The sequence below is a fragment of the Bacillus sp. HY001 genome, from assembly GCF_007558965.1.
Taxonomy (GTDB): Bacteria; Bacillota; Bacilli; order Bacillales; family Bacillaceae_G; genus Bacillus_A; species Bacillus_A mobilis.
This window is the reverse complement of record NZ_VLTE01000439.1, coordinates 1-257: the sequence shown is the minus strand read 5'-3', so window position 1 is coordinate 257 and position 257 is coordinate 1. Positions and strand designations below refer to the sequence as shown.

Sequence of the window (257 nt, the reverse complement as noted above, 5' to 3'; positions counted from 1 at the left end):
CAAGGTAAAGGTTTAATGCCTGATGGAACAACTCGTTTCTCTTATAATGGAGAGCCTATTTATCATTACATGGGAACAAGTACATTTAGTGAATATACAGTCGTTCCTGAAATCTCTTTGGCAAAAATTGATCAAGAGGCGCCGCTTGATAAGGTTGGTCTATTTGGATGCGGTGTGACTACTGGGATTGGTGCGGTACACAACACAGCAAAAGTAGAAGAAGGGGCTGTGGCAGCTGTATTTGGTTTAGGAGCGAT

1 pseudogene is annotated in these 257 nt (G+C 42.4%); it reads left to right on the top strand.

The features are described 5' to 3' along the window. Positions 1-257, top strand: a pseudogene (locus tag FOT98_RS32140) (S-(hydroxymethyl)glutathione dehydrogenase); the annotation flags it as partial.